This window comes from Bradyrhizobium arachidis (genome assembly GCF_015291705.1).
Taxonomy (GTDB): domain Bacteria; phylum Pseudomonadota; class Alphaproteobacteria; order Rhizobiales; family Xanthobacteraceae; genus Bradyrhizobium; species Bradyrhizobium arachidis.
Map to the genome: position 1 here is coordinate 3,698,871 of NZ_CP030050.1, position 25,540 is coordinate 3,724,410.

Consider the following 25,540-nt stretch of genomic DNA (forward strand, 5'->3'; position numbering starts at 1 on the left):
GGGAGTGAAACATGCTGAAATTGAAGACGACATTTCTCGCACTGGCGCTGGCCGGCGCTGCAACGCTGGCAGCTGGCGTCACCGCGTCCGCACAGGAGAAGGCAACCGTCGGCATCGCGATGCCGACCAAATCCTCCGCGCGCTGGATCGACGACGGCAACAACATGGTCAAGGTGCTGAAGGAGCGCGGCTACAACACCGACCTGCAATATGCCGAGGACGACATTCCGAACCAGCTCTCGCAGGTCGAGAATATGGTGACCAAGGGCGCCAAGGCGCTGGTGATCGCCGCGATCGACGGCACCACTTTGTCCGACGTGCTCAAGCAGGCGAAAGCAAAGGGCATCACCGTGATCGCCTATGACCGCTTGATCCGTGGCACGCCGAACGTCGACTATTACGCGACCTTCGACAATTTCCAGGTCGGCGTGCTCCAGGCGGAGTCGATCGTGCAGGGGCTTGGCCTCAAGGACGGCAAAGGTCCGTTCAACATCGAGCTGTTCGGCGGCTCGCCCGACGACAACAACGCTTACTTCTTCTACAACGGCGCCATGAGCGTGCTGAAGCCCTACATCGACAGCGGCAAGCTCGTCGTCGTCTCCGGCCAGATGGGCATGGACAAGGTCGCGACCCTGCGCTGGGACGGCGCCACCGCCCAGGCCCGCATGGACAATCTGCTCAGCGCCTACTACGGCAACAAGAAGGTCAACGCGGTGCTGTCGCCCTATGACGGCCTCTCGATCGGCATCATCTCCTCGCTGAAGGGCGTCGGCTACGGCAGCGCCGACCAGCCGATGCCGATTATCTCGGGCCAGGACGCCGAGGTGCCCTCGATCAAGGCCATGCTGCGCGGCGACCAGTATTCGACCATCTTCAAGGACACCCGTGACCTCGCCAAGGTGACCGCCGACATGGTCGACGCAGCGCTCGCCGGCAAGCAGGTCACCGTCAACGACACCAAGACCTACGAGAACGGCGTCAAGACCGTGCCGTCCTATCTGCTCAAGCCGGTCGTGGTGTACAAGGACAATTGGGAGAAGGTGCTGGTCGACAGCGGCTACTACAAGAAGTCGCAGTTCCAGTAAGATTTAGTACTCCGTCATTCCAGGGCGATGCGAAGCATCGAACTATGGTGCGCAATTGCGCACCTGAGAATCTCGAGGTTCCGGGTTCGCCCTACGGGCGCCCCGGAACGACGGTGATTAAAGGACACCAACGCCATGACCGCCATGCTGGAGATGCGCAACGTCAGCAAGAGCTTTGCCGGTGTGCAGGCGCTGCGCGACGTCAACTTCTCGGTCGAGGCCGGCCAGATCCACGCCCTCGTCGGCGAGAACGGGGCCGGAAAATCCACGCTGATGAAGGTGCTGAGCGGCGTCTATCCCGCTGGCAGCTACGAGGGCACCATCGTCTTCGAGGGCGAGGAGCGCCGTTTCCGCGACATCAATGATTCCGAGGCGCTCGGCATCATCATCATCCACCAGGAGCTGGCGCTGATCCCGCTGATGTCGATCGCGGAAAACATTTTCCTCTCGCATCCGCCGTCGAAGTTCGGTGTGATCGATCGCGACGAGGTCTACCGGCGCACGCGCGAGCTGCTGGCGCAGGTCGGCCTGAAGGAGTCGCCGGATACGCTGATCACCGATCTTGGCGTCGGCAAGCAGCAGCTCGTCGAGATCGCCAAGGCGCTCTCCAAGCGCGTCCGCATGCTGATCCTGGACGAGCCGACCGCGAGCCTCAACGAGGCCGACAGCGCCGCGCTGCTCGAGCGCCTGATGGCGTTCCGCCAGCAGGGCATCGGCTCGATCCTGATCTCGCACAAGCTCAACGAGGTCGCCAAGGTCGCTGACCACATCACCGTGCTGCGCGACGGCCGCACCGTCGACAGCATCGATTGCCGGGCCGAACCGATCCAGGAAGACCGCATCATCCGCAGCATGGTCAACCGCGATATGGCTCACCGTTTCCCGGAGCGTAGCGCGAGGATCGGCGAGCCCGTGCTGACCGTCGAGAATTGGTCGGTCTATCACCCCATCCATCCCGAGCGGCAAGTGATCAAGAACGTCAATTTCGGGGTCAAACGCGGCGAGGTCGTCGGAATTGCCGGGCTGATGGGGGCGGGCCGCACCGAATTCGCCATGAGCCTGTTCGGCCGCTCCTGGGGCACCAATATCAGCGGCCGCATCGCCCTTGAGGACCGGGAGATCGCGTTGCCGAGCGTCGCCGCGGCGATCGATGCCGGCCTTGCCTATGTCACCGAGGATCGCAAGCAACTCGGTCTGATCCTCGCCGACGACGTCCGCAAGAATATTACGCTCGCGAGCCTCGACCAGGTCGCGCCGGGGAGGGTGATCGACGATATCGCCGAGCTGAAGGTCGCCAGCGATTACCGCAACCGCATGCGCATCCGCTGCTCCGATGTCTACCAGGAGACCGGCCAGCTCTCCGGCGGGAACCAGCAGAAGGTGGTGCTGTCGAAATGGCTGATGACCGACCCCAAGGTCCTGATCCTGGATGAGCCGACAAGGGGCATCGACGTCGGTGCCAAATACGAGATTTACTGTATCATCAATGAGCTGGCAGAGGCCGGCCGCGGCGTTGTGGTGATCTCCTCGGAGATGCCCGAGCTGCTCGGCATCTGCGACCGCATCTGCGTCATGAACGACGGCGCCTTCGTCGGCGAGTTCAAGGGCGCGGATGCGACGCAGGAAAAGATCATGCGCGCCATCATGCGCAACGAACGAAGCAACGGAAACGGCGCGGTCGAGGCCGCGGAGATGGGAGGTGAGCAGCCATGACCGACAAGACGGTTTCGCTGCCCGAGGAGCGGCGGCACGGCAGCTTTATCAAGAACAATCTGCGCAATTACGGCATGCTGATGTCGCTGATCGCGATCATGCTGTTCTTCCAAATCATGACCGGCGGCACGCTGCTGCAGCCGCTCAACCTCACCAACCTGGTGCTCCAGAACAGCTACATCGTCATCATGGCGCTCGGCATGCTGCTGGTGATCGTGACCGGACATATCGACCTCTCGGTCGGTTCAGTCGCGGGCTTCGTCGGTGCAGTCGCCGCGCTTCTGATGGTGACCTACAAGGTCGACTACACGCTCGCGTTCATTGCCTGCCTGCTGGTCGGCGCAGCCATCGGCGCGGCGCAGGGCTATTGGGTGGCCTATTTCAAGATCCCGTCCTTCATCGTGACGCTGGCGGGCATGCTCGTGTTCAAGGGCCTCGCGCTCGCCGTGTTGCAGGGCCAGTCGCTCGGGCCGTTCCCGTCGACCTTCCAGAAATTGTCGTCGGGCTTCATTCCGGAGCTGCTGCCCGAAGCCGGCACGCTGCATCCGACCTCCATGCTGATCGGCGCGGTGCTCGCGCTCGGGCTGGTCTACGCCAGCGCCAAGAGCCGGGCGCGGGAAGTGTCGCACGGTATCGAGGTTGAACCCTACGCGTTCTTCCTCGGCAAGAGCATTGTGCTGTCCTGCGCCGTGCTCTATTTCACTTATCTGATCGCGACCTATCGCGGCCTGCCCAACGTGCTGGTGATCATGAGCGCGTTGATCGCGCTCTACGGCTTCGTCACCCGCCGCACCGTGATCGGCCGCCAGATCTATGCGGTCGGCGGCAATGCCAAGGCGGCCAGCCTGTCCGGCATTAAGACCGAGCGGCTGACCTTCCTCACCTTCGTCAACATGGGCGTGCTGGCCGCGCTCGCCGGCCTCGTCTTCGCCGCGCGGCTGAACACGGCGACGCCGAAGGCGGGCCTCGGCTTCGAGCTCGACGTCATTGCCGCCTGCTTCATCGGCGGCGCCTCGGCCTATGGCGGTGTCGGGCGCGTCGGCGGGGCCGTGGTCGGCGCCATGATCATGGGCGTGATGAACAACGGCATGTCCATCCTCGGCATCGGTATTGATTATCAGCAGGTTATCAAGGGTCTGGTGCTGCTCGGGGCAGTATGTATCGACGTGTATAATCAGCGGCGGTAGGCGCAAAATCACGTCGCGGGGGAGGCTCTGGCGCTGCCCCCGCCAGGCGATTGCAATTTTCGTCAATTTCGATCACGGCATCGCGAGCGGAACCGATGCCTCGCGATGACCATGATTTGGGGTCTAAATCCGGGGGTGCCGAGCAGGGCACGGGCAGGGCAGCACCGGTGGCGGCTCATATCCACGAGATGTCAGACGATGAATTTGAGGGGCGGCTTCGCATCCTCTTGCGCATCGTTTCTGTCTGCACTCTCGGGCTCTGCTCCTTTGCTGCAGGTTTGTTGATCGGCGCCTTTGTTCTGTTTTGAACGAGGCGATTCACGCCAAAGCCTCGAAACGAGAGGCGCCGGCGCGCCTTCTTGATCTAGATCAATCGGCAGCCAGTTTCGTGCGAATTTCATGCGGTTGGCGTAAGGGATTACGGGGAACCTGAGTGACGCGTAGAATGAGGTCATCGCCGGCTTCGGAGGTGATGCTGGTCTCGACGTTGCCGGCGTTGCAACTGATCTACGACACTGCCCCGATCGGGCTCGCCTGTCTGTCACCGGACTGCCGCTACCTGCTGATCAACCAGCGCCTGACCGAAATCTGCGGCATATCGGTCGAGGGCCATCTCGGGCATACGGTCAGGGATTGCGTGCCGGCTCTGGCGGAGTCCGTCGAGCAGATCGTCCGTTCGATCATGCAGACCGGCGAGCCCGTGATCGGCATCGAGGTGGCGGGGCAACGGGCCGACCAGGCCGAGGAGCGCTCCTGGGTCACCTATTGGCATCCACTGCGCATGCCGGATGGCGAAATCGTCGCGGTCAACGTGGCGGCGGAGGAGATTACCGAGCGCAAGCGCGCCGAGCGGGAGATCCGCAGTGCCAGGGATGCCGCGGAGACCGCGCTTCGTCATTTGCGCGATATCCAGGACACTCTGATCGAGGCGGAAAAGCTGGCGGCGCTCGGGCGCATGGTCGCCGGTGTCGCGCACGAGATCAACACACCGCTCGGCAGCAGCCTGACGGTCGCCTCGACGCTGCAGCGCAAGGCCGAGCAGTTCGCCGCGGAGGTCGCGCGGGGCAGTCTCAAGCGTTCGACATTGACGGGCTTTCTGGAGCTGGTGGGCGATGCCTCGGCGCAGCTGGTCACCAATCTCGGCCGCGCCGCCGAACGGGTGCAGTCCTTCAAGCAGGTGGCGGCCGATCAGACCCTGTCACACCGGCGCAGCTTCGATGCGGGCGAGCTGACCGGCCAGGTTCTCTCCCAGTTCGAGCGGCAGCTGCGCACGCGCGACATCGCGCTCGGTCTGCGCTGCGAGCCCGATCTGGCCATGGACAGCTATCCCGGTCCGTTCGGTCAGGTACTCACCAACCTCGCCGTCAACGCGATGACGCATGCCTTCTCCGGTGGCGGAGCAGGAAAGATCGACGTCTCGCTCCGCGCGGTAGGCCACAGGCATATCGAGCTGTTGTTTGCCGACGACGGTTGCGGCATGGCGCCCGACGTGGAGCGGCGGGCCTTCGATCCCTTCTTCACCACGCGCCGGCATGACGGCGCGAGCGGCCTTGGCCTGCACATCGTGCACAGCATCGTCGTGGATCGATTGGGCGGACAGCTCCGGCTCGAAAGCAAGCCCGGTGAGGGCACGCGGTTTCAGCTGGTCCTGCCGAGAACGGCGCCCGACCGGCGATCCGTCGCGAGCTGATCGCGCCCCCGATCCGCGGTGTCCGGATTATTGCGTCGTGAACAGCACCGTCGCGATTGCGACGGAAAGGCTCACCGCCGAAACCGTCGCGACCGTCGACAGCACGCCCATGCGCCGGAGCGCGATGGCGAAGGCGATGATGATGGGTGTCGCGGTCATCAGCCCGATCTGTGCATCGCTCATCTCAGCGCTCGCTATTCCCTGGGAACATGAGCCGGTTTGTAACGAGCTCCAGCAGGCCGGACGTTGCGTCGGCGCAAACAAGTGCTCTGGCGATCTCCGAGTTTGTTCTGCGACAAATTCCGAACAGGACGGCTGAGCTAAGGCTGGCCGGTGTCCTGATCCGGAAAGACGATGTCTGCGGCCGACTGCGAACGAGAGGGAACCGGTTGGGGAATCCTGGAAGATCTCCCCGGCGATCCCATGATCTGGGTGCTGATCTTCAGCGAGCTCGTCGCCTTCGGCCTGTTTCTCGGTGCCTTCGTGGTCGCCCGTGCGATCCACCCGACGGTGTTTGCGGCGGGGCAGGCGGCGCTGGATTCGAATCTCGCGGGCCTCAATACAATCGTGCTGGTGACCAGCGGCTGGGCTGCGGCCCGGGCGACGAAATCGGCGCGAGCGAGCGAGAAGCGGATATCACGCCGCTGGCTCCTTATCGCGATGGCGCTCGGCGGCTTCTTCATCGCGATCAAGCTTGCCGAATATGCCGAGGAGATCGGCCGCGGCATTGGCTTGGAGACCAGCCCGTTCTTCACGCTCTATTTCCTGCTGACCGGCTTCCGTCTCCTACATGTCGCTCTCGGCATCATCATCCTCGCGGTGGTCTGCCGCCGCGCCGAGACCGTGGGCGTCGAGACGGGTGCCGCCTTCTGGCACATGGTCGATCTGATCTGGATCGTCATGTTCCCGATTCTCTATCTGGCGCGGTGACGATGCCGGATCGCCTCGACATCACCTGGTTCGTGCTGATCGGCCTCGCGCTCGCGACCATCCTGCTGCCGCCATTTATGCCGTGGCAGGTGCTCGGCAATGCTGCGCTGCTGTCGCTGGCCGCCATCAAGGGCCGCCGGATCGCGCTCGACTTCATGGATCTGCGCGTCGTGCCCGCGCTGTGGCGTGGTCTCGTCGGCGCCTGGATCGTCATCGTGCTGCTGTTCGCCTGGCTCGCCTCCGCCGTCGTCGCCCTGATCTGACGCGGTCGACGCGAGCGTTCATTGCTCCCCGACAAAGACCCATCCGCACTAACAGGCAAACTACAGCATCACCGCTTCCTCACGACTGGACTCACAACGGAAAGGATTGGCAATGGCTGAACGCCTGACCAAGTCGGCGGCTCGAAACGTCTTCTACGGCGGCTCGGCCTTTTTCTTCGCCATCTTCTTAGGGCTGACGGCGCACAGCCATTACTACATGGCAACGACCTCGACGGACGCGACGACGCTGACGTGGTCGGTCGCGCGCGGCAAGCATGTCTGGGAGAAGAACTCCTGCATCAACTGCCACACGCTGCTCGGCGAGGGCGCCTATTTCGCGCCGGAAGTCGGCAACGTCTGGGACCGCTGGGGCGGCAATGAGGATCCGGCCGCGGCGCGCGAGACGCTGAAGGCCTGGATGCAGTCGCAGCCCTCGGGCGCGGAGGGGCGGCGGCAGATGCCGCAGTTCAACCTCACCGACCAGGAGCTCAACGACCTCGCCGACTTCCTGCAATGGACCAGCAAGATCAAGCGCCAGGAATGGCCGCCGAACAAGGCGGGCTGAGCTCGCCGCTTTCCTCTTTCAAGACAGAGAGAACCCGAGATGAAGTACCAAACCCAGAAAGTCGCGATGCTGTATTTCTACGGCGCGCTGACCCTGTTCCTGGCCCAGGTCCTGTTCGGCCTGCTTGCCGGGACCATCTATGTCCTGCCCAACACCCTGTCGGTCATCCTGCCGTTCAACATCGTCCGGATGATCCACACCAACGCACTGATCGTGTGGTCGCTGATCGGCTTCATGGGCGCGACCTACTTCCTGCTGCCCGAGGAAACCGAGACTGAACTCTACAGCCCGCTGCTGGCGAAGATCCAGTTCTGGATGTTCTTCGGCGCCGCGGGCGTGGCCGTGGTCGGCTACCTCTTCCACTACCATGAGGGCCGCGAATTCCTCGAACAGCCCTTCATCATCAAGGTCGGCATCGTCGTCGTCTGCCTGATGTTCCTGTTCAACGTCACCATGACGGCGCTGAAGGGCCGCAAGACCACGGTCACCAACATCCTTTTGTTCGGCCTCTGGGGCGTTGCGATCTTCTTCCTGTTCGCCTTCTACAACCCGGCCAATCTCGCCGTCGACAAGATGTACTGGTGGTACGTCGTCCATCTCTGGGTCGAGGGCGTCTGGGAGCTGATCATGGCCTCCGTGCTCGCTTTCCTGATGATCAAGCTCAACGGCATTGACCGCGAGGTCGTGGAGAAGTGGCTCTACGTCATCATTGGGCTGGCGCTGTTCTCCGGCATCCTCGGCACCGGCCACCACTTCTATTGGATCGGTGCGCCCGGCTACTGGCAGTGGATCGGCTCGCTGTTCTCCACGCTCGAGGTCGCGCCCTTCTTCACCATGGTGATCTTCACCGTGCAGATGACCTGGAAGGCCGGCCGCAAGCATCCGAACCGCGCCGCGCTGTTGTGGTCGGTGGGCTGCTCGGTGATGGCGTTCTTAGGAGCCGGCGTCTGGGGTTTCCTGCACACGTTGTCGTCGGTGAACTACTATACCCACGGCACGCAGGTCACCGCCGCGCACGGCCATCTCGCTTTCTTCGGCGCCTACGTGATGCTGAACCTGTCGGTGATGGCCTACGCGATCCCGCAGATCAAGGGACGCGCGCCCTATAACCAGTGGCTCTCAATGGCGAGCTTCTGGATCATGTGCACGGCCATGATGACCATGACCTTCGCGCTGACCTTTGCCGGCGTGATCCAGGTCCATCTCCAGCGCGTGCTGGGCCAGAGCTACATGGACGTGCAGGACCAGCTCGCCTTCTTCTACTGGGTGCGGCTGGGCTCCGGCGTGTTCGTCGCGATCTCTGCGCTGATGTTCGTCTGGGCCGTGCTGGTGCCGGGCCGCGAGAAGCCGGCGACGATCCCGGCTGCCTTGCAGCCGGCCGAGTGAACGCGAAGGCGGCCGCGCAACGTCGCGGCCGCCTCGTCAAACCGATTTTCCGGAGAAGGAACATGAAAGCAGCACTTCACGCTCTGGCGGCTCCCGCACCTGAGCTCCCGGCCTATGTCGCAAGCGGCAACGAATGCGCGCTGTTCGAGCACGCCTGGCGGCATCGGCTGCCTGTGTTGCTGAAGGGGCCGACCGGCTGCGGCAAGACCCGTTTCGTCGCGCATATGGCGACGCGGCTGGGGCTGCCGCTCCACACGGTTGCCTGTCACGACGATCTCACGGCAGCAGATCTGACCGGCCGTTACTTGCTGAAGGGCGGCGACACCGTATGGACCGACGGTCCGCTGACACGCGCGGTGCGCGACGGCGGCATCTGCTATCTCGACGAAGTCGTGGAGGCGCGCAAGGACGTCACTGTCGTCCTGCATCCGCTGACCGACGACCGCCGCATCCTGCCGTTGGAGCGCACCGGCGAGGAGCTTGTTGCGCCAAGCAGCTTCATGCTCGTGGTCTCCTACAATCCCGGCTACCAGACGCTGCTCAAGGCGCTGAAGCCGTCGACCCGTCAGCGCTTTGTCGCCATCGAGTTCGGCTTCCTTCCGCCGGAGCAGGAGATCGCGGTGGTCGCGGCCGAGAGCGGCCTTGCGCCCGATTACGTGCGGCCGCTGGTCGCGCTGGCCGGCCGGCTGCGCGCGTTGAAGGGCCATGACCTCGAGGAGGGGGTCTCGACCCGCCTCGTCGTCTATTGCGCCACGCTGATCGCAGCTGGCGCCTCGATTGCCGATGCCGTGTTGGCAGCCATGATCGAACCACTGACCGACGACGCCGACGTCAAGGCAGCACTGCTCGACGTCGCGCGCGCCGTGATCTCCTGAAGGTGATGTAATGCTCGATTTCCTCGAGCTTGAAGAAACGGTCGGCCGGGCCTGGCATCGCCTGGTCGGCGGCACCGCGAGCTATCCTGTTTATGCCGAACACGCCGTCTCGCTCGCGGAAGCTCGCAGCCGGATCGCGATCATGTTTCGCGCACTCGGCGGCGAGACCGGCGTGCAGATCGCCAGCGCGAGCGCCCGTAGGGCGGGGCACCGTCTCGGCTGGCGACAACGCATCGGGCTCGGCGACGAGCGGCTGGAGCAGCCGGGGCGCGATGCCGCAACAATTTTCCTGCCTGACAGCATCGCGATTTTCGCCGACCGTGAGCTGAACGCAGCGCTGTACCGCTGGCTCGCCGCATGGTTTGCGTTTGCGCCTCCTGACGCGATCGAGGAGGCCGATCCGCTGCGGCGCGACCTGCTGATGCTGCGCCGGACCAGCGAGATCGCGGTGCTCGTGCTGACAGAATGTCCGGGCCTTGCCGAAGATTACGGTCGGCTGGCTGCGGCCACGGCCATGGCGCGGCCGCACCGCCCATTGCCGCGGATCGAGCAGGACATGGAGCAGATCGTGCTCGCTCTGCTTGGCGCTGATGTGCCGCCTGAGGGCAAGCTGTGGCCGGCGATGACGGGGACGGGACCGCTGCCGGACAAGGCGCCGCCGGGCTATCGCTCGATCCTGCCATGCCCGCTCTGGGGAGATTGCTGGACGCGCGCGCTTTCGCCTGCGCATGCGGGCATGGACGAGTGCGCGCCGGCCGCTTCGCCCGCACCGTCGGACAATCGCAAGCGGTTCGCCATCCGCGAGCGCGAGGACGGCGCCAATCGCCGCGATCCCTTCGTGCTCAACCGTTTCGAAAAGATCCTCGCCATGGCCGAGATGGTCAATGTCGACCGTCCCGCCGACGACAGCAAGGACGAGGATGCGCAGAAGGCCGCCGACGATCTCGACGAGATCACGCTCAGCCGCCGCAGCGGCAAGCCGGCGAGCCGGCTCAAATTCGATCTGGATTTGCCGCCGGAAGCGCTCGATACATCGTGCTTGAACGCGGAGCGATCCTATCCCGAATGGGATTACCGCAGCACCTCCTATCTGCCCGATCATTGCCGCGTGCTCGCCGCACCAGCGTCCGAAACCGGCGAGAGCTGGGCGCCCGATGAGACCATGCGCCGGCACATCCGCCAGGTCCGCCGTCGCTTCGAGATCGTGCGGCCGCGCCACGAATTGATGCGTGCCCAGGCTGACGGCCATGATCTTGATCTCGACGCGCTCGTGCGCGCGCGCTGCGATCTGCGCGCCGGCGGCAATGGCGCCGGTCTTGATCGTGTCCACATGGCGATGCGGCCGCAAGCGCATGATCTTGCCGTCACGCTGCTGGTCGACGTCTCGCTCTCGACCGACGCCTGGGTCGATGGCTATCGCGTGCTCGACGTCGAGAAGGAAGCGCTACTCGTGCTAGCTCATGGCCTGTCGGCCTGCGGCGATCACCACAGCATCCTGACTTTCACGTCGCGCCGGCGCTCCTGGGTGCGGCTCGAGACCGTCAAGGCGTTCGGCGAGCCGATGAGCGGCGCGGTCGAGCGCCGCATCGGCGCGCTCAGACCCGGCTATTATACCCGGATCGGCACGGCGGTGCGCCACGCCTCAGCTGAGCTTGCACGCCAGCCGCAGCGCAAGAAGCTGCTGCTCGTCCTCACCGACGGCAAGCCCAACGATGTCGATCATTACGAGGGACGCTTTGCGGTCGAGGACACCCGCAAATCCGTGCAGGAGGCGCGCCGGCTCGGCATCGCGGTGTTCGGCGTGACGGTCGATGCTGCTGCGCAATCCTATTTTCCGACGCTGTTCGGCCGCAGTGGCTACGCCATCGTCGGCAACATCCGCCGGCTGCCCGCGGCGCTGCCGGCGATCTACCGGCAGGTGGCCCATTGAACGACCTGGGAGCCCGCGGCGCCATGTTCCAAGGTGAACTATTGCTCATCAATTGGGTATATGATCGAATGGCCGGATGGACCAAAGCCGGCCAAGGCCTGACCTGATCATCTTCGACTGCGACGGCGTGCTCGTCGACAGCGAGCTGTTGAGTTGCCAGTGCCTGTCCGACGAGCTGTCCCTATCCGGGATATCGCTGACGCTTGCGCAGGCGCTCGAGCTGTTTCTCGGGCGAAGCACCAGTGCGGTCACCCAACATTATCGCGAGCTCGGCCAGATGGTGCCGGTCGACTTTCCGCTGCGGCTGAAGTCGCGCGTGCTGACCGCCTTCGAGACGGCGCTCCGTCCGGTTCAGGATGTCGATACCGTCCTGTCCGGCCTGCGCGTGCCGCATTGCGTGGCCTCCTCGAGTGATCTCGACCGCGTCGCGCTGTCGCTGAGGGTGACGGGCCTTGCGCCGCATTTCGAAGCGCGGATCTACACCGCGCAAATGGTCGAGCGTGGCAAGCCGGCGCCCGATCTCTTTCTCCACGCGGCGGAGAAGATGGGCGCGGAGCCTGCGCGCACGCTGGTGATCGAGGACAGCGTCAGCGGCGTTCAGGCGGGCAAGGCAGCCGGCATGACGGTCTGGGGATTTGTCGGCGGCAGCCATTATCGGGGGCGCGACGGCCGCGCTATATTGTCCGCCGCCGGAGCCGATCGGGTCTTCGCGCAGATGAGCGATTTCTGGAAGGAGGCGTGACGCCTTGGCTGGCGAGAACGATAGGTCGAGACTTGATGATGCCGCGCGGGCGGGCTGGCTCTACTTCATTGCGGGCCACACCCAGGACGAGATCGCAAAAATGCTCCAGGTCTCACGCGCCTCGGCGCAGCGGCTGGTCTCGCTATGTCTTGCCGAGCGGCTGATCACGTTCCGGCTCGAACATCCCATCGCCGCCTGCATGGAATTGGCGGCACGGCTGAAGCAGCGGTTTGATCTCGTCCATTGCGAGGTGGTGCCCGCCGATCCTGCGGCGCCGCAGGCCACCGCCGGCATCGCCGAGCGCTGCGCCAATCTGCTGGATTCGACCCTTCGTTCGGAGACGCCCGTGATCGTCGCGCTTGGCACCGGGAGGGCGGTGCGCGCCGCGGTCGAGCGCGTCACGCCGATCGACCGGCCTAACCATCAGATCGTCTCGCTGGTCGGCAACATCTCCGCCGACGGCTCGGCGAGCTTCTACGACACCGTCGGCCGGCTCGCCGATCGCACCGGCGCGCGGCATTATCCGATGCCGCTGCCGTTCCTGATGTCGTCCGAGGACGAGCGCAACAGGATGGTGCGGATCGAGCCGATTGCGAAGGTGAAGGCGGTCGCGGCCAAGGCGGATTTGCGCCTGGTCGGCATCGGCCAGATGGACCAGAAGGCGCAGGTCCATATCGACGGCTTCGTCACCCGCGACGAATTGTTCGAGATGATGCGGCTGGGCGCCATCGGCGAGATCACTGGCTGGGCCTATGATGCCAAGGGCCGCCTGCTCAAGGCCGGCGCCAACAAGCGCCTCACCAGCATCCCGCCGGAAGTGCCGGCCAAGACCACGACCATCGGCGCCGCAGTCGGCGCCGCCAAGGTCCCCGCGATCGCGGCGGCGCTGAACGGGCGGCTGATCAACGGCCTGATCACGGACGAGGCGACCGCAAGGGCGATCCTGGAGCGGTAGGGCGGGGCGCGTTTTCCAGCGTTAGCGAGGCGGACAGTCTCACCACCCACGACGCTGTCATCGTCCGCGCAGGCGGACGATCCAGTACGCCGCGGCCTCGCTTGGGGCAAACCAACAGACGACACGGAGTACTGGATGCCCCGCCTGCGCGGGGCATGACGGTGTGGGAAGGTCTGCTCCTCCCGCACCGCAGCACTCATAAGTTGCGCGAATTCCGCGCGCCTGCTTGACAACCGCCGCCTCTCGATTGAACATACGCCCAACGCGTGGGCATATGCTCAAAACGCGAGTTTGAGGGAGGTCACCGTGAAGCAATTCCTCGGCGCCGTCTGCGGCGCGTCCGTCCTGCTGGCCGTCCCCGCGATGGCCGAAACCACCCTGACGATCGCCACCGTCAACAACGGCGACATGATCCGTATGCAGGGGCTGACCAGCGAGTTCACCAAGAAGAATCCCGACATCACCGTGAAATGGGTGACGCTGGAAGAGAACGTGCTGCGCCAGCGCGTGACTACCGACATCGCCACCAAGGGTGGCCAGTTCGACGTGCTGACGATCGGCACCTATGAGGTGCCGATCTGGGCCAAGAAGGGCTGGCTGGTGCCGCTCGCCAATCTCGGGGCGGATTACGACGTCGCCGACCTCCTGCCCAAGATCAAGGATGCCGTCTCCGTCGACGGCAAGCTCTACGCCGCGCCGTTCTATGGCGAGAGCTCGATGGTGATGTACCGCACCGACCTGTTCGAGAAGGCCGGCCTGAAGATGCCGGAGAAGCCGACCTGGGACTTCGTGATCGACGCCGCCAAGAAGCTCACCGACAAGAGCGCCGGCACCTACGGCATCTGCCTCCGCGGCAAGGCCGGCTGGGGCGAGAACATGGCGTTCCTCTCGGCCATGGCCAATTCTTACGGCGCACGTTGGTTCGACGAGAAGTGGGAACCGCAGTTCAACACGCCGGAATGGAAAACGACGCTCACGACCTACGTCAATCTGATGAAGGAGGCCGGCCCTCCCGGTGCAAGCTCCAACGGCTTCAACGAGAACCTTGCGCTGTTCAACGCCGGCAAGTGCGCGATGTGGATCGACGCGACGGTCGCGGCATCCTTCGTCACCAATCCGAAGGAATCCAAAGTCGCCGACAAGGTTGGCTTCGCGCTCGCACCCAACACCGGGCTCGGCAAGAACGCCAACTGGCTGTGGGCCTGGAACCTGGCGATCCCCGCCGGCTCGAAGAAGACGGACGCGGCCGAGAAGTTCATCGCCTGGGCGACCAGCAAGGACTACACCAAGCTCGTCGCATCGAAGGAGGGCTGGGCCAACGTGCCGCCGGGCACGCGCACCTCGCTCTACCAGAACGATGAGTATCTGAAGGTTGCGCCGTTCGCCAAACTGACGCTGGCCTCGATCGACGCCGCCGATCCGAACAAGCCGACGGTGAAGCCGGTGCCTTATGTCGGCGTGCAATACGCCGCGATTCCCGAGTTCCAGGGTATCGGCACGCAGGTCGGCCAGCAGTTCTCCGCGGCGCTCGCGGGATCGACCAGCGTCGATGCAGCGCTCTCGGCCGCACAGTCCTCCACCGAGCGCGAGATGAAGCGCGCCGGCTACATCAAGTGAACCCGAGCTCTTCCTCCTGAGCTCAAACTCGCGGCCATCCACCACCCCAGCCCCGGTTGGATGGCCGCCTTCTTCCTGCAACCGGAGACCTCAGGAATGGCAACCCGGCAGACGCAATTCCTTGCGCGGTCGCTCCTGACCCCGGCCGTCGGACTGCTGTTCATCTGGATGATCGTTCCGCTCGCGCTGACGATCTACTTCTCGACCCTGCATTACAGCCTGCTTGATCCCGGCTCGGAATCGTTCGTCGGGCTGGAAAACTTCCGCTACTTCCTCACCGATCCTGCCTTCCTCGCCTCGCTCCAGAACACGCTGGTGCTGGTCGGCTCCGTCCTGGCGCTGACCATTTTGCTCGGCATTCCGCTCGCGCTGCTGCTCGACCAGCCCGTGGTGGGACGCAACTTCGTGCGGCTGATGGTGATCGCGCCGTTTTTCGTAATGCCGACGGTGAGCGCGCTGGTCTGGAAGAACCTCTTGATGCACCCGGTCTCCGGGCTGTTCGCCTGGCTCGCCTCGCTGGTCCATTTGACGCCGATCGACTGGTTCAACGATGTGCCGCTGTTCTCGGTGATCCTGATCGTCGCCTGGCAATGGCTGCCGTTCGCGACGCTGATCCTGCTGACCGCATTGCAATCGCTCGACGAGGAGCAGAAGGAAGCCGCCGAGATGGACGGCGCCAGCGCCGTCTCGACTTTCATCTACATTACGCTGCCGCACCTCGCGCGGCCCATCACCGTGGTGATCCTGATCGAGACCATCTTCCTGCTCACCGTGTTCGCCGAGATCTTCGTCACCACGGGCGGCGGGCCGGGCCTGCAGACCACCAACATCGCCTTCCTGATCTATTCGCAGGCGCTGATCCAGTTCGACGTCGGCAGCGCCTCGGCGGGCGGCCTCGTCGCGGTGGTGATTGCCAACATCGTCGCATTCTTCCTGGTCCGCATCGTCGGCCGCAATCTGGAGGCCTGACATGGCGCGGATGGCAACGACGCAGCGGGTGGTGGTCTCGACGATCGGGGCGTGGTTCTTCGGCTTCCTGATCTTCTTTCCGATCCTGTGGATGGTGCTGGCGAGCTTCAAGACCGAGCTCGAGGCCTTCGCGATTCCGCCGTCCTTCCTGTTCTTCCACTGGACCACCGAGAACTACGCGACGGTGCAGGAGCGCAGCGATTATTTCCACCACGCAATGAACTCGATCATCATCGCCGGCGGCTCGACCTTGATCGCGCTCTTGATCGCCATTCCCGCGGCCTGGTCGATGGCGTTTTCGCCGACCAAGCGGACCAAGGACACCCTGCTCTGGATGCTCTCGACCAAGATGATGCCGCCGGTCGGCGTGCTCGTCCCGATCTACCTGATCTACAAGAATTTCGGCCTGCTCGATTCCCGCGCCGGCCTTATCTTCATCCTCTGTCTCGGCAACTTGCCGATCGTGATCTGGATGCTGTTCACCTATTTCAAGGAGATCCCGCGCGACATCCTGGAGGCCGCGCGCATGGACGGCGCCACGATCGGCCGCGAGCTGGTCTACGTGCTGACGCCCATGGCGATCCCGGGTCTCGCGTCGACCTTGCTGCTCAATCTGATCCTGGCCTGGAACGAGGCGTTCTGGACGCTGAACCTTTCGACGTCGAACGCCGCGCCGCTCACCACGTTCATTGCGTCCTATTCCAGCCCGGAAGGGCTGTTCTGGGCAAAGCTGTCGGCGGCCTCGACGCTGGCGATCGCGCCCATTCTCGTCCTCGGTTGGTTCAGCCAGAAGCAGCTCGTGCGCGGGCTCACCTTCGGCGCGGTGAAGTGAGGGGCTGCGATGGGTCAGATCACACTTCAGGGCGTGCAGAAATCCTTCGGCCCCGTGCACATCATCAAGGGCGCCGACCTTGACATCACCGACGGCTCCTTCGTGGTGTTCGTCGGTCCTTCCGGCTGCGGCAAGACCACGCTGCTGCGCCTGATCGCCGGGCTCGAGGATGTCACCGGCGGCAGCATCCTGATCGATGGGAAGAATGTGGTGGACACGCCGCCCGCGAAGCGCGGGCTGTCGATGGTGTTCCAGTCCTACGCGCTATATCCGCATATGAGCGTGCGCGGCAATATCGGCTTCGGCCTGAAGATGGCGGGATTGCCCAAGGACGAGATCAACCGCAAGGTCGAGGCGGCCGCCGCGACGCTCAACCTGACGCCCTATCTCGACCGCAAGCCGCGCGAGCTTTCCGGCGGCCAGCGCCAGCGCGTTGCGATCGGCCGTGCTATTGTCCGAGAACCCAAGGGATTCCTGTTCGACGAGCCGCTCTCCAATCTCGACGCCGCGCTGCGCGTGCAGATGCGCATCGAGGTGACGCGGCTCCAGAAACAGCTCGGCACCACCGCCATCTACGTCACCCACGACCAGGTCGAGGCCATGACCATGGCCGACAAGATCGTCGTGCTCAACGCCGGCAAGATCGAGCAATACGGCTCGCCGCTAGAGCTCTACGAGCGTCCCGCAAATCTCTTCGTCGCGGGCTTCATCGGCTCACCCAAGATGAACTTCGTCACCGGTGAGCCTGCGTTGCAGAAGGGCGCGGCAACGATCGGCGTGCGGCCGGAGCATCTGAAGATCGAGCGCGATGGCGGAGGCGGCTGGCAGGGAACGATCTCGATTGCCGAGCATCTCGGCAGCGACACCTTCCTCTATGTCGATGCGGGCCCGCTCGGCATGCTGACGGCACGCTACATCGGCGAACTAAGTCTGCATGCCGGCGACCGCGTGTCGCTGGTGCCGGACCCCGCGCGCATCCACCGCTTCGACCAGAGCGGCAACGCACTTCGCGGCTAACAAGAAACGGAAGACCACCATGTACCTGGAAAAATTCAAGCTGAACGGCAAGACCGCGTTCATCACCGGCGGCGGGCAGGGCATCGGCCTTGGCTGCGCCGAGGCGCTGGCTGAAGCCGGCGCCAAGGTGATCATCGGCGACCGCGACAGCAAGGTCGCCGATGACGCAAAAGCCGCTCTCAAGGCCAAGGGTTTCGACGTCGAGACCGCGATCATGGACGTCACAGACACCAAGCGGGTGGCGGAGGTCGCAAGCGACCTCGTCGCCCGCCACGGCAAGGTCGACATCCTCGTCAACAATGCCGGCATCGCGCGCAGCGAGACCCCGGCCGAGACCGTCACCGACGAGCATTGGCTCAATGTCATCGACGTCAATCTCAACGGCACTTTCTGGTGCTGCCGCGAGTTCGGCAAGCACATGCTGAAAGCCAAGAGCGGCGCCATCGTCAATGTCGGCTCGATGTCCGGCTTCATCGTCAACAAGCCGCAGGAGCAGTGCTTCTACAACGCCTCCAAGGCCGGCGTGCACCATCTGACCAAATCGCTCGCCGCCGAATGGGGCGCGCGCGGCATCCGCGTCAACGCGGTGGCGCCAACCTATATCGAGACCCCACTCAACGCCTTCGTGAAGAGCAATCCAAAAATGTACGACGCCTGGATCGGTGGAACCCCGATGGCGCGGATGGGGCAGGTCGAGGAGATCGCCTCCGTCGTCTTGTTCCTTTCTTCGGAGGCCGCCAGCCTGATGACCGGCAGCATCGTGCTTGTGGATGGCGGCTACACTTGCTGGTAGGCTCACCGTCAAAACTGACGAGAGCTTCCGGGAGCGAGCATGCCGCGAGCGTATATCGGCGTCGATGTGGGGACCACGAGCACGCGGGCAGGGGTGTTTGACGAGGCCGGCACGCTGCTTGCGACCGCGCGGCATCCGATCCGGATCTGGCACGAGGCCGGCGACATCGTCGAGCAGTCCTCCCAGGACATCTGGGAGGCCTGCGTCAAATCGGTGCGGGCGGCGATGGCGGAAGCCGCGATTGCGCCCGACAGCGTCGGCGGCATCGGCTTTGATGCCACCTGTTCCCTCGTGGTCCTCGATAAGCAAGGCGAGCCGCTCACAGTCAGCGCCTCCGGTGAGGCGCAGCGCAACGTCATCGTCTGGATGGACCATCGCGCCGTTGCCGAGGCGCGGCTGATCAATGAGACCGAGGACGCCGTGCTGCGCTATGTCGGCGGCTCGATCTCGCCCGAGATGGAGATGCCGAAACTGCTCTGGCTGAAGCGGCATTTGCGCGCGAGTTTTGATGGGGCCGGCTATTTCTTCGATCTGGCGGACTATCTGACCTGGCGCGCCACCGGCTCGCCAAAACGCTCGACCTGCACCGTCACCTGCAAGTGGAACTATCTCGCCCATGACGGCGGCGGCTGGAGCGCGTCGTTCTTCAAGCGCATTGGACTTGCGGATTTCGTCACCGAAAAATACGCCCGCATCGGCACCGAGATCGTCGCGCCCGGCACTCGCCTCGGCGAAGGGCTCATCCGGGGCGCTGCGGCCGAACTCGGCCTGTCGCCGGGCACGCCGGTCGGCGCCTCTCTGATCGACGCGCATGCCGGCGGTATCGGCGCGATCGGCGGCCGCGACGGCTCCGGCGGAACGGCGGATGTCACCGATCGCCTCGCCTACATTATGGGAACGTCGGCCTGCATCATGGCGACGACCAAGGAGCCGTGCTTCGTGCCCGGCGTGTGGGGTCCATATTATTCCGGCATGGTGCCGGACTTCTGGCTCAACGAGGGTGGCCAGTCGGCCGCGGGCGCTGCGATCGACCATCTCCTCAAGTCCCATCCCGGCCACGCCGAAGCGAACGCGGCGGCGCGCGGCGAGGGTCTCGAGCTCATCGACTTCCTCGAACGCCGGATCATTGCGCGCGCGGGCAGTGCCAGCCGTGCCGCTCTGCTCGCCCGCGATGTCCATGTGCTGCCTGAATTCATCGGCAACCGCTCGCCCTACGCTGACCCGGATACGCGCGCGGTGATCGCCGGCCTCGATCTCGACACTGATATCGGCTCGATGGAGCGGCTGTTCGTCGCCGGCCTCTGCGGGCTCGCCTACGGCCTCGCCGAGGTGATCGAGGCCTTTGCCGCGCACGGCGTTCATTCCAGTCTCATGATCATGGGCGGCGGCGCCAGCCGCAGTCCTTTGGTGCGGCAGATCATGGCCGACACCACGGGTCTCACGGTCGCGCTGCCGCAGACCAAAGAGCCGGTGCTGCTGGGCGCGGCGATGTTAGGTGCGGTCGCCGGCGGCGCTTATGCCTCGATCGGCGAGACCATGGCAAAGATGTCGGTGCTGGGAGGCAAGAGCGAGCCGACGACGCCCGACATGGCCGCTTTCCACGCCCGCAAGCGCGAGGTCTACAAGCTGCTGCGCGAGGTCGATCGCAGCAGCCGTGCCGCGATGCGCGACATCGCCAAAGGTTGAAACGGATGTTGATTTCTTGCGGCGATGCGCTGATCGATTTCGTCCCGACGCGAAACGCTGCCGGGCGCGAAGCGGTGATGCCCGCCGTCGGCGGCTCCTGTCTCAACGTCGCGATCGGCATGGCGCGGCTGGGCGCACCGACCGGTTTTGTCGGTGGCATCTCGACCGACCTGTTCGGGCAGATGATCGCAGATCACGCCGCGGCGTCCAACGTCCTGCTCGATCTCGCCACCCGCAGCGATCACCAGACCACGCTCGCCTTCGTCCGCATCGTCGCCGGCGAATCGCATTACGCCTTCTACGATGCCGGGACCGCGACGCGAAACTGGACTTTCCGGCGCGGCACGATCCCCTTCGCAAATATCGAGGCCGTCCATGTCGGCTCGACCACGCTCGTCAACGACCAGGGCGCGGCCGAGACCAAGGCTTTGATGGCGGACGCACGGGCCTCCTCTACCGTCTCCTTCGATCCGAACTGCCGGCCCAACTTGGTCAAGGACAAGCCGGCCTATCTCGCGCGGATGGCGGAGTTCGCCGCCGGCGCAGATCTCATCAAGATGTCGGACGTCGACTTCGCCTATCTTTTTGGCGAGGAGCCTTATCAGCAGCGCGCGAACGCGCTGCTCGGGCAGGGGACGCGCCTCGTCGTCATCACCCGCGGCAACAATGGCGCTGTCGCGTGGCACGCGGGGGCAGGGCAGATCGAGGTCGCAGCGCCCAAGGTCGAGGTCGCCGACACCATCGGCGCCGGCGACAGTTTTCAGTCGGCACTGCTGTTCGCCCTGCACAAGCAGGGCCGCATCGCCCGCGAGAGGCTGAAGGACATCACTGCCGACGAACTCCGCCGCGCGCTGTCCTTTGCCGCCAATTGCGCTGGTCTCACCTGCACCCGTCCGGGTGCCGATCCGCCGTGGAGTCACGAGGTGACGTGGAGCGTCTAGCCCACATCACAGCCTTGCGACGACTTTCTCGGCGCATTTGAGAAAGGTGCGGATCAGCGGGCTGTGCGCGTCGCGCCGCCAGCAGACCGCAATGTCGATGGAATCGCTGGCGTCCCGCAGCGGCCGGAACACGATGCCGCGTGGCGCGCCGAGCTGCGCGCAGGCCGGCAGGATCGCAAAGCCTTCGCCGGCGAGGACGAGGCTCATCGCCGAATGCACCGTCTCCACCCGACTTGCGATCGGCATCACCACCTGGTGCCGGCGCAGCAAGGCGACGACGGCCGAGGAGGCGGGGCCATGGTCGGGATGCGGCAGCGCGATCAGCGGACGGCCCTGCAATCTCGCCATCGGCACCGAGCTCAGGCGGGCGAGCGGCGAGGCGGTCGGCATGACCAGCATGAAGGGCTGCGCGCCGATCCGCGCCACCTGGATCTCGGGATGGTTGATGGCGGGCATGCACAGCGCGACCGTGACGCTGCGGTCGAGCAGCCGCGCCTCGCGGGTCGAGGCGCTGAGCTCGGCAAAGTCGAGGTCGACGCCGGGAATCGAGCGGCGCAGCTCGGGAATGAGCCGCGGCAGCATCGCGTTCGCGAGCACGAACATGTAGCCGACCGACAGCCGCCCGCGCCGCCCCGAGGCAACCGCGCGCGCGGCCTCGACGCCGTCGGCCGCCATCGCCAGCGCTTCGCCGGCGCGCGCCAGCAGCGCCTGGCCGGCCTCGGTCAGGTCCATGCCGCGCGTGCCACGGCGGAACAGCGGCGCGCCGACCTCGGCCTCGAGCTTGCGGATCTGCACCGAGAGCGGCGGCTGCGCCATCCGCAGCCGCTCGGCGGCCTTGCCGACACTGCGCGCCTCGGCGACCGCGACGAAATAACGAAGCCGGCGGAGATCCATTGGCATACCGAAAGCGTATGGGTTGGCGTCAAAAAACGTATTGGACGGCGAGTTAACAAAACTGTCATTCTCGCTGTCAATGCCTGCCAACGGTGGCGGGCTTTCGGAGCGTGATGTGACGATGAACGACGATCCCTGTCTCCTGTCCGCAACCGAGCTGCGCGGCCTCATCGCCGCCAGGAAGCTTTCGCCGGTCGAGGTCGTCGGCGCTGTGCTCGCGCGCGCCGAGGCGCTGCAGAGCGAGTTGAACTGCTTCATCACGTTGTGTGGCGACGAGGCGATGGCGCAGGCTCGCGCCGCCGAGCGCAAGATGATGGCCGGCGAGCCGCTCGGCCTGCTGCATGGGCTTCCCGTTACCGTCAAGGACATCGTCAACACCAAGGGCGTGAAGACGACCTTCGGCGCCGTGCCCTACAAGGATAATGTGCCCACCGAAGATGCCGTCCCGGTGGCAAAGCTCCGCGCGGAAGGCGCGATCCTGATCGGCAAGACCACGACGCCGGAATTCGGCAGCAAGTGCCTGACCGACTCGCCGCTGTTCGGCCGCACCCGCAATGCGTGGAGCGCGGAGCGTTCCTCCGGCGGCTCCAGCGGCGGCGCGGCGGTGGCGGTGGCAAGCGGCATCGCGCCGCTGGCGATCGCGACCGACGGCGGTGGCTCGACCCGCATTCCGGCCGCCTGCAACGGCGTGGTGGGCCTGAAGCAGAGCAACGGCGTGATCGCGCACAGCCAGGCGCTCGACGCCTTCGGCAACCAGACCTATGTCACGCCGACGACGCGCACAGTCGCGGACACCGCGCTGATGATGCAGGCGATGGCGGGCGAGGATGCCTGCGATCCCTGGTCGATCGGCGTGCCCGTGCCCGATTTCGTCCGCACGGCTGCCCCGCGCGGCGACCTGCGCGGGCAAAAGATCCTGTACTGCCTGACGCCGCCGAGCCGCCCGGTTTCCGCCGATGTCGCGGCCAGCTTCAAGGCGAGCCTCGATCGGCTGGCGAGCCTTGGCGCCGAGCTCGAGGAATTCTCGGGCGAGGGGTTTGACATCGAGCCGATCTGGCGCGCGATCAACCACACGGTCTGGCGCACGCGCTTTGCCAAGCTCGTGGCCGAGCATGGCGATACGCTGAGCGAGGCCTTCGTCAAGCAGGTCGCGCTCGCGACCCATGTCAGCGGCGTCGACTATCAGGAGGCAATGTTCGCGCGCACCGCGCTGTTCCGCCGCGTGCAATCGCTGCTTGCGCGCGGGCATGTTCTGGCGATGCCGACGCTGACGCGCACCGCGCTGCCGATCGAGCAGGACCTGTTCGGCACCATCGAGATCGATGGCAAGCTCTTCGACAGCGTCCGCCCGCACTGGTTCCCCTGGACCATGCCGTTCAACATGACCGGCCATCCCGCGATCAGTCTGCCCTGCGGCTTCGGCCGTGACGGCCTGCCGATCGGGCTCCAGCTCGTCGGCCGCTTCCGCACTGACGCAGAATTGCTGCGCGTCAGCGCGCTGTTCGAGGCCTCAACCGACCTTCTGTCCCGCCGGCCTGGCTGAGGTGAGGACCATGCCGCAAAGGACTTGCGTTGGCCGTCCGGACATGTTGATCGTGCCTCGGATGAGCCCCGAACCTGAACGCGCATGAGCGTATTTGTCCTTCGACGTGTCCTGACCTTGCTGGCGACGCTGGTCGGCGCATCCGTGATCATTTTCCTGGTGCTGGACGCCCTGCCGGGCAATGCCGCGCAGATGCTGATGGGTGCCGACGCTTCGGCCGATGCGGTGCGCGCGCTCACCGTCAAGCTCGGGCTCGACCAGCCGCTGGCGGTCCGCTATCTGCAATGGATCAAGGGCCTCTTCGTCGGCGACCTCGGCAACTCCTATGTCTACGGCACCCCGGTCGCGAGCCTGATCGCGGAGCGGCTGGTGCTGACCATTCCGCTCGCGATCATGTCGATGCTGATCACGGTGACGCTGGCGCTCTCGGCCGGCATCTACACCGCCGCCAACCACAACAAGCTCGGCGACGTCGGCGTGATGTCGCTGACGCAAGTGGGCATCGCGCTGCCGAATTTCTGGTTCGCGATCCTGCTGGTGTTGTTGTTCTCGGTGCGGCTGCAATGGCTTTCGGCGGGCGGCTTTGCCGGCTGGGAGGACGGCATCTGGCCGGGCATCAAGTCGCTGCTGCTGCCGGCGATCTCGCTCGCGGTGGTGCAGGCCGCGATCCTTGCGCGCGTGACGCGCTCGGCCGTGCTCGAAGTGCTGCGTGAGGATTTCGTGCGCACGGCGCGCGCGAAGGGGCTCGGCAAGCGCGAGGTGCTGTGGCGCCACGTGCTGCGCAACGCCATGATTCCCGTGATGACGGTGATGGGCCTGCAATTCGCCAACCTGCTCGCCGGCACCATCGTGATCGAGAACGTGTTCTATCTGCCGGGCCTCGGCCGGCTGATCTTCCAGTCGATCGCCAACCGCGACCTGATCGTGGTGCGGAATTGCGTGATGCTGCTGGCGGCCATGGTCGTCGTCGTGAATTTCGTGGTCGACGTGCTCTATGCGTTCATCGATCCCCGCATCAAGGTCCATGACCTGTGAGCGCGCCCTTGACCACTCCGCTTGACGCGCCGTTCGCCACGCGCCGCTTGCCGGCCCGCACGTTCTGGGGCCGCGCGTTGCGCCATCGCAGCTTTGTGCTGGGCGGGGCGCTCAGCCTGCTGGTGCTTGTCTCGGCGCTGCTCTCGCTGGTGTGGACGCCGTGGTCGCCCTACGAGATCGATATCGCCTCGAAACTGCGGCCGCCGTCGGCGGCGCATTGGCTCGGCACTGATTCCTTCGGCCGCGACATCGTCTCGCTGCTGCTCGCTGGCGCGCGCTCGACCATTCTGGTCGGCATCATCGCCGTCAGCATCGGTCTCACCTTCGGCGTCTGCCTCGGCCTGATTGCGTCGGCCAAACGCGGCTGGACCGAAGAGATCATCATGCGCTTCTCCGACTTCACCTTCGCCTTTCCGGCCGTGCTGTCCGCGATCATGCTCGCCGCGGTCGTGGGGCCGGGCATGGTGACCTCGATCGTCGCGATCGGCATCTTCCAGATCCCGACGCTGACCCGGCTGACGCGTGGTTCGGCCAACGCGATCTGGGCGCGCGAATTCGTGCTGGCGGCGCGCGCAGCGGGGAAGGGTAAATTCCGCATCACCATCGAGCACGTACTGCCGAACATCCTGTCGATCCTGATCGTGCAGGTGACCATCCAGTTCGCGCTCGCCATTCTTGCCGAGGCTGCGCTCTCCTATCTCGGTCTCGGCACGCAGCCGCCGCAGCCGTCCTGGGGCCGCATGCTGAACGATGCGCAGACGCTGCTGTTCCAATCGCCGATGCTCGCGGTCTATCCGGGCGCGGCGATCGCGATTGCCGTGCTCGGCCTCAATCTGCTCGGCGATGGATTGCGCGATCTGCTCGATCCCCGGCTGGCGCGGGAGCGGTGACG

General features: G+C 65.0%; 25 protein-coding genes. 23 read left to right on the forward strand and 2 right to left on the reverse strand.

Going from position 1 to position 25,540, the window contains the following annotated elements; genetic code table 11:
- The first annotated feature begins 11 nt into the window (after positions 1–11).
- The 5 genes from chvE (at position 12) to WN72_RS17080 (ending at position 5,675) form a co-directional block, all read left to right on the forward strand.
- The gene (gene chvE, locus WN72_RS17060) at positions 12–1,085 is read left to right on the forward strand and encodes a multiple monosaccharide ABC transporter substrate-binding protein (protein WP_027558903.1); all 1,074 of its coding nucleotides are present in this window, start codon (positions 12–14) and stop codon (positions 1,083–1,085) included.
- Positions 1,086–1,220: 135 nt separating this feature from the next.
- Positions 1,221–2,798: a multiple monosaccharide ABC transporter ATP-binding protein gene (mmsA, locus tag WN72_RS17065; RefSeq protein ID WP_028146346.1), complete on the forward strand. Its 1,578-nt coding sequence runs from the start codon at positions 1,221–1,223 to the stop codon at positions 2,796–2,798.
- Positions 2,795–3,985, forward strand: coding sequence for a multiple monosaccharide ABC transporter permease (gene mmsB / locus WN72_RS17070; protein ID WP_027558905.1), 1,191 nt, complete (start codon positions 2,795–2,797; stop codon positions 3,983–3,985). Before mmsA ends, mmsB begins: the two co-directional genes overlap by 4 nt.
- A gap of 95 nt (positions 3,986–4,080) precedes the next feature.
- On the forward strand, positions 4,081–4,293 hold the full coding sequence (locus WN72_RS17075; RefSeq protein ID WP_027558906.1) for a hypothetical protein: 213 nt from the start codon (positions 4,081–4,083) through the stop codon (positions 4,291–4,293).
- A 137-nt stretch (positions 4,294–4,430) separates the two neighbouring features.
- On the forward strand, positions 4,431–5,675 hold the full coding sequence (locus WN72_RS17080) for a sensor histidine kinase (protein ID WP_027558907.1): 1,245 nt from the start codon (positions 4,431–4,433) through the stop codon (positions 5,673–5,675).
- Between the two features lie 27 nt (positions 5,676–5,702).
- Here WN72_RS17080 and WN72_RS17085 read toward each other — a convergent pair whose 3' ends face one another.
- The gene (locus tag WN72_RS17085) at positions 5,703–5,858 is read right to left on the reverse strand and encodes a hypothetical protein (RefSeq protein ID WP_085965373.1); all 156 of its coding nucleotides are present in this window, start codon (positions 5,856–5,858) and stop codon (positions 5,703–5,705) included.
- 171 nt (positions 5,859–6,029) lie between these two features.
- On the opposite strand from WN72_RS17085, the gene WN72_RS17090 reads away from it, so the two are divergent.
- The 15 genes from WN72_RS17090 (at position 6,030) to WN72_RS17160 (ending at position 21,176) form a co-directional block, all read left to right on the forward strand.
- Entirely contained in the window at positions 6,030–6,605 is a 576-nt protein-coding gene (locus WN72_RS17090) for a cytochrome c oxidase subunit 3 family protein (protein ID WP_092217006.1), read from the forward strand.
- A gap of 2 nt (positions 6,606–6,607) precedes the next feature.
- Positions 6,608–6,868 (forward strand): cytochrome C oxidase subunit IV family protein, encoded by a 261-nt coding sequence (locus WN72_RS17095; protein WP_092217007.1) that lies wholly within the window; start codon positions 6,608–6,610, stop codon positions 6,866–6,868.
- Between the two features lie 112 nt (positions 6,869–6,980).
- Positions 6,981–7,433, forward strand: a complete 453-nt coding sequence (locus WN72_RS17100; protein ID WP_027558910.1) for a c-type cytochrome — start codon at positions 6,981–6,983, stop codon at positions 7,431–7,433.
- A 39-nt stretch (positions 7,434–7,472) separates the two neighbouring features.
- Positions 7,473–8,819 carry a cbb3-type cytochrome c oxidase subunit I gene (locus tag WN72_RS17105; RefSeq protein ID WP_027558911.1) on the forward strand — a complete coding sequence of 449 codons (1,347 nt, stop codon included), beginning with the start codon at positions 7,473–7,475 and terminating at the stop codon, positions 8,817–8,819.
- 62 nt (positions 8,820–8,881) lie between these two features.
- Positions 8,882–9,694: a CbbQ/NirQ/NorQ/GpvN family protein gene (locus tag WN72_RS17110; protein WP_092217008.1), complete on the forward strand. Its 813-nt coding sequence runs from the start codon at positions 8,882–8,884 to the stop codon at positions 9,692–9,694.
- A 10-nt stretch (positions 9,695–9,704) separates the two neighbouring features.
- Entirely contained in the window at positions 9,705–11,624 is a 1,920-nt protein-coding gene (locus WN72_RS17115; protein ID WP_092217009.1) for a nitric oxide reductase activation protein NorD, read from the forward strand.
- A 76-nt stretch (positions 11,625–11,700) separates the two neighbouring features.
- Positions 11,701–12,366, forward strand: coding sequence for an HAD family hydrolase (locus WN72_RS17120; protein ID WP_027558914.1), 666 nt, complete (start codon positions 11,701–11,703; stop codon positions 12,364–12,366).
- Positions 12,367–12,370: 4 nt separating this feature from the next.
- The gene (locus tag WN72_RS17125) at positions 12,371–13,321 is read left to right on the forward strand and encodes a sugar-binding transcriptional regulator (protein ID WP_092217010.1); all 951 of its coding nucleotides are present in this window, start codon (positions 12,371–12,373) and stop codon (positions 13,319–13,321) included.
- Positions 13,322–13,627: 306 nt separating this feature from the next.
- On the forward strand, positions 13,628–14,938 hold the full coding sequence (locus WN72_RS17130; RefSeq protein WP_027558916.1) for an ABC transporter substrate-binding protein: 1,311 nt from the start codon (positions 13,628–13,630) through the stop codon (positions 14,936–14,938).
- Positions 14,939–15,034: 96 nt separating this feature from the next.
- Entirely contained in the window at positions 15,035–15,907 is an 873-nt protein-coding gene (locus WN72_RS17135; RefSeq protein ID WP_028146344.1) for a carbohydrate ABC transporter permease, read from the forward strand.
- Between the two features lies 1 nt (position 15,908).
- On the forward strand, positions 15,909–16,739 hold the full coding sequence (locus tag WN72_RS17140; protein ID WP_027558917.1) for a carbohydrate ABC transporter permease: 831 nt from the start codon (positions 15,909–15,911) through the stop codon (positions 16,737–16,739).
- 9 nt (positions 16,740–16,748) lie between these two features.
- Positions 16,749–17,756 (forward strand): ABC transporter ATP-binding protein, encoded by a 1,008-nt coding sequence (locus WN72_RS17145; protein WP_092217012.1) that lies wholly within the window; start codon positions 16,749–16,751, stop codon positions 17,754–17,756.
- A 19-nt stretch (positions 17,757–17,775) separates the two neighbouring features.
- Positions 17,776–18,549, forward strand: a complete 774-nt coding sequence (locus tag WN72_RS17150; protein WP_027558919.1) for an SDR family NAD(P)-dependent oxidoreductase — start codon at positions 17,776–17,778, stop codon at positions 18,547–18,549.
- A gap of 39 nt (positions 18,550–18,588) precedes the next feature.
- Complete coding sequence (locus tag WN72_RS17155; RefSeq protein WP_092217013.1) at positions 18,589–20,235, forward strand: FGGY-family carbohydrate kinase; 1,647 nt, start codon at positions 18,589–18,591, stop codon at positions 20,233–20,235.
- 5 nt (positions 20,236–20,240) lie between these two features.
- On the forward strand, positions 20,241–21,176 hold the full coding sequence (locus tag WN72_RS17160; protein WP_092217014.1) for a carbohydrate kinase family protein: 936 nt from the start codon (positions 20,241–20,243) through the stop codon (positions 21,174–21,176).
- A 6-nt stretch (positions 21,177–21,182) separates the two neighbouring features.
- Here WN72_RS17160 and WN72_RS17165 read toward each other — a convergent pair whose 3' ends face one another.
- Positions 21,183–22,070, reverse strand: coding sequence for a LysR family transcriptional regulator (locus WN72_RS17165; RefSeq protein ID WP_092217015.1), 888 nt, complete (start codon positions 22,068–22,070; stop codon positions 21,183–21,185).
- A gap of 121 nt (positions 22,071–22,191) precedes the next feature.
- Between WN72_RS17165 and WN72_RS17170 the strand changes: the two genes are divergently transcribed.
- From WN72_RS17170 to WN72_RS17180, 3 genes are all read left to right on the forward strand, one after another.
- Positions 22,192–23,613: an amidase gene (locus tag WN72_RS17170; protein WP_167380905.1), complete on the forward strand. Its 1,422-nt coding sequence runs from the start codon at positions 22,192–22,194 to the stop codon at positions 23,611–23,613.
- 84 nt (positions 23,614–23,697) lie between these two features.
- Entirely contained in the window at positions 23,698–24,648 is a 951-nt protein-coding gene (locus WN72_RS17175) for an ABC transporter permease (RefSeq protein ID WP_027558924.1), read from the forward strand.
- Positions 24,645–25,538 (forward strand): ABC transporter permease, encoded by an 894-nt coding sequence (locus tag WN72_RS17180; RefSeq protein WP_027558925.1) that lies wholly within the window; start codon positions 24,645–24,647, stop codon positions 25,536–25,538. Before WN72_RS17175 ends, WN72_RS17180 begins: the two co-directional genes overlap by 4 nt.
- Positions 25,539–25,540 lie beyond the last annotated feature (2 nt).

Excerpts from the sequence above, each read along its gene's own strand:
- WN72_RS17100 (WP_027558910.1), top strand. The coding sequence starts at position 6,981 with ATGGCTGAACGCCTGACCAAGTCGGCGGCTCGAAACGTCTTCTACGGC.
- WN72_RS17090 (WP_092217006.1), top strand. The coding sequence starts at position 6,030 with ATGTCTGCGGCCGACTGCGAACGAGAGGGAACCGGTTGGGGAATCCTG.
- WN72_RS17155 (WP_092217013.1), top strand. The coding sequence starts at position 18,589 with ATGCCGCGAGCGTATATCGGCGTCGATGTGGGGACCACGAGCACGCGG.
- mmsA (WP_028146346.1), top strand. The coding sequence starts at position 1,221 with ATGACCGCCATGCTGGAGATGCGCAACGTCAGCAAGAGCTTTGCCGGT.
- WN72_RS17095 (WP_092217007.1), top strand. The coding sequence starts at position 6,608 with ATGCCGGATCGCCTCGACATCACCTGGTTCGTGCTGATCGGCCTCGCG.
- WN72_RS17135 (WP_028146344.1), top strand. The coding sequence starts at position 15,035 with ATGGCAACCCGGCAGACGCAATTCCTTGCGCGGTCGCTCCTGACCCCG.
- WN72_RS17175 (WP_027558924.1), top strand. The coding sequence starts at position 23,698 with ATGAGCGTATTTGTCCTTCGACGTGTCCTGACCTTGCTGGCGACGCTG.
- WN72_RS17140 (WP_027558917.1), top strand. The coding sequence starts at position 15,909 with ATGGCGCGGATGGCAACGACGCAGCGGGTGGTGGTCTCGACGATCGGG.
- WN72_RS17115 (WP_092217009.1), top strand. The coding sequence starts at position 9,705 with ATGCTCGATTTCCTCGAGCTTGAAGAAACGGTCGGCCGGGCCTGGCAT.
- WN72_RS17165 (WP_092217015.1), bottom strand. The coding sequence starts at position 22,070 with ATGGATCTCCGCCGGCTTCGTTATTTCGTCGCGGTCGCCGAGGCGCGC.
- WN72_RS17110 (WP_092217008.1), top strand. The coding sequence starts at position 8,882 with ATGAAAGCAGCACTTCACGCTCTGGCGGCTCCCGCACCTGAGCTCCCG.
- WN72_RS17120 (WP_027558914.1), top strand. The coding sequence starts at position 11,701 with ATGGACCAAAGCCGGCCAAGGCCTGACCTGATCATCTTCGACTGCGAC.
- WN72_RS17145 (WP_092217012.1), top strand. The coding sequence starts at position 16,749 with ATGGGTCAGATCACACTTCAGGGCGTGCAGAAATCCTTCGGCCCCGTG.
- WN72_RS17075 (WP_027558906.1), top strand. The coding sequence starts at position 4,081 with ATGCCTCGCGATGACCATGATTTGGGGTCTAAATCCGGGGGTGCCGAG.
- WN72_RS17085 (WP_085965373.1), bottom strand. The coding sequence starts at position 5,858 with ATGAGCGATGCACAGATCGGGCTGATGACCGCGACACCCATCATCATC.
- WN72_RS17170 (WP_167380905.1), top strand. The coding sequence starts at position 22,192 with ATGAACGACGATCCCTGTCTCCTGTCCGCAACCGAGCTGCGCGGCCTC.
- chvE (WP_027558903.1), top strand. The coding sequence starts at position 12 with ATGCTGAAATTGAAGACGACATTTCTCGCACTGGCGCTGGCCGGCGCT.
- WN72_RS17105 (WP_027558911.1), top strand. The coding sequence starts at position 7,473 with ATGAAGTACCAAACCCAGAAAGTCGCGATGCTGTATTTCTACGGCGCG.
- WN72_RS17150 (WP_027558919.1), top strand. The coding sequence starts at position 17,776 with ATGTACCTGGAAAAATTCAAGCTGAACGGCAAGACCGCGTTCATCACC.
- WN72_RS17080 (WP_027558907.1), top strand. The coding sequence starts at position 4,431 with ATGAGGTCATCGCCGGCTTCGGAGGTGATGCTGGTCTCGACGTTGCCG.
- WN72_RS17160 (WP_092217014.1), top strand. The coding sequence starts at position 20,241 with ATGTTGATTTCTTGCGGCGATGCGCTGATCGATTTCGTCCCGACGCGA.
- mmsB (WP_027558905.1), top strand. The coding sequence starts at position 2,795 with ATGACCGACAAGACGGTTTCGCTGCCCGAGGAGCGGCGGCACGGCAGC.